This window comes from Amaricoccus sp. (genome assembly GCF_036846665.1).
In the GTDB taxonomy this organism is placed as follows: domain Bacteria; phylum Pseudomonadota; class Alphaproteobacteria; order Rhodobacterales; family Rhodobacteraceae; genus Amaricoccus.
The window spans coordinates 1-6,469 of record NZ_DAIUBO010000218.1 but is presented as its reverse complement, the minus strand read 5'-3'; the positions used below and the strand labels follow the sequence as shown (position 1 = coordinate 6,469).

General features: G+C 71.6%; 4 protein-coding genes and 1 pseudogene. All 5 read left to right on the top strand.

Annotated elements, in window-relative coordinates; all coding sequences use genetic code 11:
- The first annotated feature begins 202 nt into the window (after positions 1-202).
- The gene (locus V7050_RS16930) at positions 203-1,333 is read left to right on the top strand and encodes a S8 family serine peptidase (protein WP_324410883.1); all 1,131 of its coding nucleotides are present in this window, start codon (positions 203-205) and stop codon (positions 1,331-1,333) included.
- A 100-nt stretch (positions 1,334-1,433) separates the two neighbouring features.
- Positions 1,434-2,429 carry an MDR family oxidoreductase gene (locus V7050_RS16925; RefSeq protein ID WP_324365194.1) on the top strand — a complete coding sequence of 332 codons (996 nt, stop codon included), beginning with the start codon at positions 1,434-1,436 and terminating at the stop codon, positions 2,427-2,429.
- A gap of 185 nt (positions 2,430-2,614) precedes the next feature.
- Positions 2,615-4,243: a BCCT family transporter gene (locus tag V7050_RS16920; RefSeq protein ID WP_324410881.1), complete on the top strand. Its 1,629-nt coding sequence runs from the start codon at positions 2,615-2,617 to the stop codon at positions 4,241-4,243.
- Between the two features lie 90 nt (positions 4,244-4,333).
- Positions 4,334-5,779: a cryptochrome/photolyase family protein gene (locus V7050_RS16915; protein ID WP_324368070.1), complete on the top strand. Its 1,446-nt coding sequence runs from the start codon at positions 4,334-4,336 to the stop codon at positions 5,777-5,779.
- A gap of 211 nt (positions 5,780-5,990) precedes the next feature.
- A pseudogene (locus tag V7050_RS16910) lies at positions 5,991-6,469 on the top strand (SAM-dependent methyltransferase); the annotation flags it as partial.

Sequence of the window (6,469 nt, the reverse complement as noted above, 5' to 3'; positions counted from 1 at the left end):
CGCGTAGCCCGGCATCGGCGCGCTCACCGGCGCCGGCGGGATCGGCGGGCGCCGGGTCATCGAGGCCCCGGGCGCATCCTCCGCGGGCGATTCCTCGCTCGGCAACGAGGAGGGCTGGCAGCGCGCCGGCGGGGTCGGGCGCAGGGCTCCCGGGCCGGATCTTCCGAACCCGTTCGCGGCGCTGCTCGCGGCGACCGGCCCCTTGGGCTGGGACGCGCCGCAGCCGGCGAACGCGGCCGGGGCGGAGCGGGTCTTTCTCGCGGCGGGAACCGATGCGCCGGCGTTCCGCGACAACGAGGTCTCGGCGCTGGGGCTGACGCCGGAGGCGCTGGAGCGGCTCGAGGGCCTCGGCTTCTCGGTGATCTCGGAGCGGCGCATCGGCATCCTGGTCGATCAGGTGCTCGCCCGCCTGCGCACGCCGCCGGGGATCGGCGCCGAGGACGGGCTGGCGCTGGCGCAGGCGGAGGCGCCGGGGGTCTCCTTCGATCTCAGCCATCTCTACCGGCTGAGCCAGGGGGTGCAACCGGTACCGGTGGCCTATGGCTCGGAGCTGGTCGGCTTCTTCGGGGCGAGCAGCTGCCCGGTGGAGACGCGCATCGGCCTGATCGACACCGCGATCGCCCGGCATCCCGCGCTCGCCGGCGCCTCGATCCGCTCGGACAGCTTCGTGGACCGGGACGCCGAGACCAGCGTGATCCACGGCACCGCCATCGCGAGCATCCTGGTCGGCGACGTGCCGGGCGTGCTGCCGCTGGTGCCGGGCGCAGGGCTCTTTGCCGCGAATGTCTTCGCCTATGAAGGCGATTCGCTGCGGAGCGACGTGACCGCGATCATCGCCGCGCTCGACTGGATGGATTCCCAGCGCGTGAAGGTGGTCAACATGTCGCTGATGGGGCCGCCGAACGCCCTGCTCGAACGGGGCGTGATGGCCGCGGCCCAGCGCGGGCAGATCCTGCTCGCGGCCGCGGGCAATTTCGGCCCCGGGGCGCCGCCGGCCTATCCGGCCGCCTATGGCCCGGTGATCGCGGTGGCGGCGGTGGATGCGCGCAGCCGGCCCTATCCGCACAACAACCGCGGGCGCTACGTCGAGATCTCGGCGCCGGGCGTGGACATCTGGGGGGCCGATGCGCGCGGCGGCGAGACCTTCTGGACCGGGACCTCCTTCGCGGTCCCCTTCGCCGTCGGCGCGGTCGCCCGCGACGTCGCCACCGGCCGGGTGCGCAACATCAACGACGCGCGCGAGGCGCTGGCCGGCTCGGCGCAGGACCTCGGCGCCCCGGGCCGCGACCCGATCTTCGGCTACGGCCTGCTGAGGGCCGGCGACTGCTCGTGACCGGGCGCCCGCGGACCCGGCGCCGCGCCGCGGTCGGCAAAGGGGTTTGACAAGCGGGGGCTCCGGCCGGACCCTGCCGCGGGAAGCGAGGGAGGCGGCGATGGGCTTCGAGGCTCTGGTGGTCGACAAGGACGGGGAAGGCAAGACCCATGCCGCGGTGCGCCGGCTGGAGGTCGACGACCTGCCCGCGGGCGAGGTGACGGTCGCGGTCCGCTACAGCACGGTCAATTACAAGGACGGGCTCTGCATCGGCCCCGGCGCGGGGCTGGTGCGCAAATACCCGCATGTGCCGGGCATCGATTTCGCCGGGATCGTCGAGCAATCCTCCGATCCCCGCTACGCCCCCGGCGACGCGGTGGTGCTGACCGGCTGGCGGGTCGGCGAGGCGCATTGGGGCGGCTATGCGCAGAAGGCCCGCGTCCGGGCGGACTGGCTGGTGCCCTTGCCAGACGGCCTGACGCTGCGCCAGGCGATGGCGATCGGCACCGCCGGCTTCACCGCGATGCTGGCGGTGATCGCGCTCGAGGAGCACGGGCTGGCGCCGGGGCACGGGCCGGTGCTGGTGACCGGCGCCGCGGGCGGGGTCGGCTCGGTGGCGGTGGCGGTGCTGGCGCGGCTCGGCCACGAGGTCGCCGCGGTCACCGGACGGCCGGAGACCGAGGCCTATCTGCGCGGCCTCGGCGCGAGCCGGATCGTGCCCCGCGAAGAGATCGCCGAAACGATCGCGCGGCCGATGGAATCCGAGACCTGGGCGGGATGCATCGACGCGGTCGGCGGCACGGTGCTGGCGCGGGTGACCAAGCAGCTCAAATACCGCTGCTCGGTGGCCGCGGTCGGCAATGCCGGCGGGCTCGACGTGCCGCTCAGCGTCATCCCGTTCCTGCTGCGCGGCGTGAACATCCTCGGCATCGACAGCGTGCTCCAGCCCTTCGAGAACCGCATCCGTGCCTGGGGCCGGTTGACCCGCGATCTCGACCTCGACATGCTGGAGGGCATGGTCCGTTCGGCCACCCTCGCCGATCTGCCCGGGCTCGGCCGGGACATTCTGAAGGGCAGGGTGCAGGGCCGCGTCGTGGTGGATGTCGCCGGGGCATGACCGTGACGATCCGTGTCCGGTGGGGACACAATCCCGGGGCGAACCTCTGCGTTCGCAGTCGCGCGATCGGATTTCGCACGACGACGGGCTGACGGTGCCGGACCCCTGCCGGTCGCATTTCGCGGGTCGATCCCCCGTGATCGGCCCAGGATGGCGCGACAGGAAGCAAAGGGGAAGCGAACCGCATGGCAGAGAGCGACATCACCGACGTCCCGATGGATCCGTCGGTCAAATACGAGATCGGACAGGACAATATCCAGACGTCGGTCGGCCCCTTCGGGCTCGACATCCACAACCCGGTCTTTCTCGTCTCCGGGCTCGGCATCCTCGCCTTCGTGCTCGGGACGCTGATGTTTCCCGAGGGCGCGACCGCGCTCTTCAACGGCATCCGCGGCTGGCTGACCAACCACCTCGACTGGTTCTTCATCATCGCGGGCAACGTCTTCGTGATCTTCTGCCTGCTCCTGATCGTGACGCCGCTCGGCAACGTGCGCCTCGGGGGCGCGGACGCCACGCCCGACTACAGCTATTTCGGCTGGTTCGCGATGCTCTTCGCGGCCGGAATGGGCATCGGCCTGATGTTCTTCGGCGTGCTCGAGCCGGTCTATCACATGGCGATCTCGGAGCCGCTCGGCGTGCCGTCTCCGTTCGATGCCGACGGCAACCTGATCCCCGAGAACGTGGCGGCGGCGCGCGCCATGGGCATGGCCGCGACCACCTATCACTGGGCGCTGCACCCTTGGGCGATGTATGCGGTGGTCGCGCTGGCGCTCGCCTTCTTCACCTATAACCGCGGGCTGCCGCTGACGATCCGCTCGGCCTTCTATCCGATCTTCGGCAACCGGGTCTGGGGGCCGACGGGCCACGTGATCGACACGGTCGCGGTCTTCGCCACGCTCTTCGGCCTCGCCACCTCGCTCGGCTTCGGCGCCGAGCAGGCGGTGGCCGGGCTCAACTATCTCTTCGGCGTCCCGAACACCGACGCCATCAAGGTGATCCTGATCATCGCGATCACGGCGGTGGCGCTCACCTCGGTGCTCAAGGGTCTCGACGGTGGGGTGAAGCGCGCCTCCGAGATCAACATGGTGCTCGCCTTCATCCTGCTGGTCTTCGTGATCTTCACGGCCGGGGCAGGGCGGATCTTCGGCGATTTCTTCGCCACGCTCCGCGCCTATGTCGGCGAGCTCGTTCCGCTCTCCAGTCCCTTCGGCCGCAGCGACGACGGCTTCCGCCACGGCTGGACCGCCTTCTACTGGGCCTGGTGGATCTCCTGGTCGCCCTTCGTCGGCATGTTCATCGCGCGCGTGAGCCGCGGCCGCAGCGTGCGGGAATTCGTGATCTGCGTGCTGCTGATCCCGAGCCTCGTCTGCACGCTCTGGATGGCGGTCTTCGGCGGCACGGCGATCGAGCAGGTGCTGACCAACCCGGACAGCGCGGTCAAGGCCTATGTGATCGACAGCTACAGCCCGGAGCTCTCGCTCTTCGGCATGCTGTCGGAACTGCCGCTCGCCCCGATCACCTCGGTGATCGGCATCATCCTGGTGATCGTCTTCTTCGTCACCTCGTCGGATTCCGGCTCGCTCGTCATCGACACCATCACCGCCGGCGGCAAGACCGACGGGCCGCTGCCGCAGCGGGTGTTCTGGTGCGTGCTCGAAGGATTGGTGGCCATCGCGCTGCTGCTCGGCGGGGGGCTCGCGGCCCTGCAATCCATGGCGGGGGCGACGGGCTTTCCCTTCGCGGTGCTGCTCCTCCTGATGTGCGTGGCGATCTGGATGGGGCTGCGCGCGGAGCGGCGCGGCATGCCGCTCTAGGCTGAGCCCGGGGCCGGCCCCCGCGCGGATGCTGCGGGGGCCGGCCGGCGGATTTGAAACCCGCGCGGGGCGGGCCAGGTTATCCCCGCCATGAGCGATGCCACGCCCGTCCTCTTCTGGTTCCGGCGCGATCTGCGCCTGAGCGACAATCCCGGCCTCGCCGCCGCCTGCCGCGACGGCGGTCCGGTGGTGCCGGTCTTCCTGCTCGACCCGGAGACCGAGACGCTCGGCGCGGCGGCGCGATGGCGGCTCGGCCGCTCGCTCGCGGATCTCGGCGCGCGGCTCGAGGCGATCGGCAGCCGCCTGATCCTGCGCCGCGGACCGGCCGCCTTCACGCTGGAGGCGCTGGCGGCGGAGACCGGCGCGCGCCGGGTCCGCTGGACGCGGCTCTATGCGCCGGAGACGGTCGCCCGGGACCGGCAGGTCAAGGCGCGCCTGACGGCCGCGGCCTTGGGGGCGACCAGCCATCCGGGGCATCTGCTCCACGAGCCCTGGGAGGTCGCGACCGGCGCCGGCGGTGCCTACCGGGTCTTCACGCCGTTCTGGCGCGCGATCGCGCGGCGCGGCCCGGACGAGCCCCTGCCGGGGATCGGCCGGATCCCGGCGCCGGCGGCCTGGCCGGCCTCCGACGTGCTGGCGGAGTGGCGGCTCGGCGCGGGCATGGACCGCGGCGCCGCCGTGGTCGCGCGCCACGCGAAGATCGGCGAGGCCGCCGCCGCCGCACGGCTGGCCGAGTTCCTCGAACACCGGATCGGGCGCTATGGCCGCGACCGGGACCGCCCCGATCGCGACGGGACATCGGGGCTCTCGGAGAACCTCACCTGGGGCGAGATCTCGGTGCGGACCGTCTGGCATGCCGCGCGCCGCGCCGAGGCGGAAGGTGCTGCGGGCGCCACGGCCTTTCTCAGGCAACTCGGCTGGCGGGACTTCGCCTGGCACCTGATCTGGCATTGCCCGGAGATCGCGGAGCGGAACTGGCGCGCCGTCTGGGACGATTTTCCCTGGCGCGCGGAGAATGCGGAGGCCGAACGCTGGCGGCGCGGCATGACCGGCGAGCCGATGGTCGATGCCGGCATGCGCGAGATGTATGTCACGGGCAGGATGCACAACCGCGTCCGCATGCTGGTGGCGAGCTATCTCACCAAGCATCTGATGACCCATTGGAGGATCGGCGCCGACTGGTTCGCGGAATGCCTGACCGACTGGGATCCGGCCTCGAACGCGATGGGCTGGCAATGGGTCGCAGGCTCCGGCCCGGACGCGGCGCCGTTCTTCCGCGTCTTCAATCCCGCGCTTCAGGCGGAGAAATTCGATCCCGAGGGCGCCTATCGCCGCCGTTTCGTGGCCGAACCGGCGGCAGGGCCGCCCCATGCCGATGCGCGGGCCTATTTCGAGGCGGTGCCGCGATCCTGGGGCCTCGATCCCTGCGCGGCCTATCCCGAGCCCCTGGTCGACCTGAAGGCCGGCAGGCGGGCGGCGCTGGACGCCTACCGCAAGCATGTCGCCGCCAGCGCGGGCGGGCGCGCGCCCGCCTGACCGGGTGCAAACCCGACGCTCGCGCCGGAGGCTGCCACCGGCACGACGCGGGCGCGCCGCTCCCGCCCGGGGCCGGGCGCCGCCCTCGTCTTGGGGCGGGACCGCCGAGGAAGAAAAAATCGAACGCCAGATGCGATCGCCCTGCAGCGCGGACACGCAACGCTTGGAATTTCCGGCGAAATCGGTTCTTATTCTCTGGCGGAGGGTGAACATGCGGGATGACCTGGCACGGGTGGAAACCTCGACGCGCGGGCAGCGCGACCTGCCGCGCTGGTTCTCGACCAGCTTCGCGCTGCTTCAGGGCATCCGCACCGGAAGCGTCGATGTGGCACTGCCCGACGGGCGGGTCTTCCGGGCCGAGGGCGAGGAGCCCGGGCCGGCGGCGCGGCTCGTGATCCGCGACGCGCGGGTCTTCGCCCGGGTGGCGCGCGAGGGCGAGCTCGGCTTCTGCGAGGCCTATCTCGACGGCTGGTGGGACACCCCCGACCTGCAGGCGCTGCTCGACGTGATCCTCAGCAACAAGAACTGGGTCGACCGCACGCATCCGCTCGCGGCACTCCTGCGCGCCAGCCAGCGCTTCATGCACTGGCTGAACGCCAATACGAGGTCCCAGGCGAAGCGAAACATCGCCCATCACTACGACCTCGGCAACGGCTTCGGCCACATCGCCGTGGCCGTGCCCGACGCGTA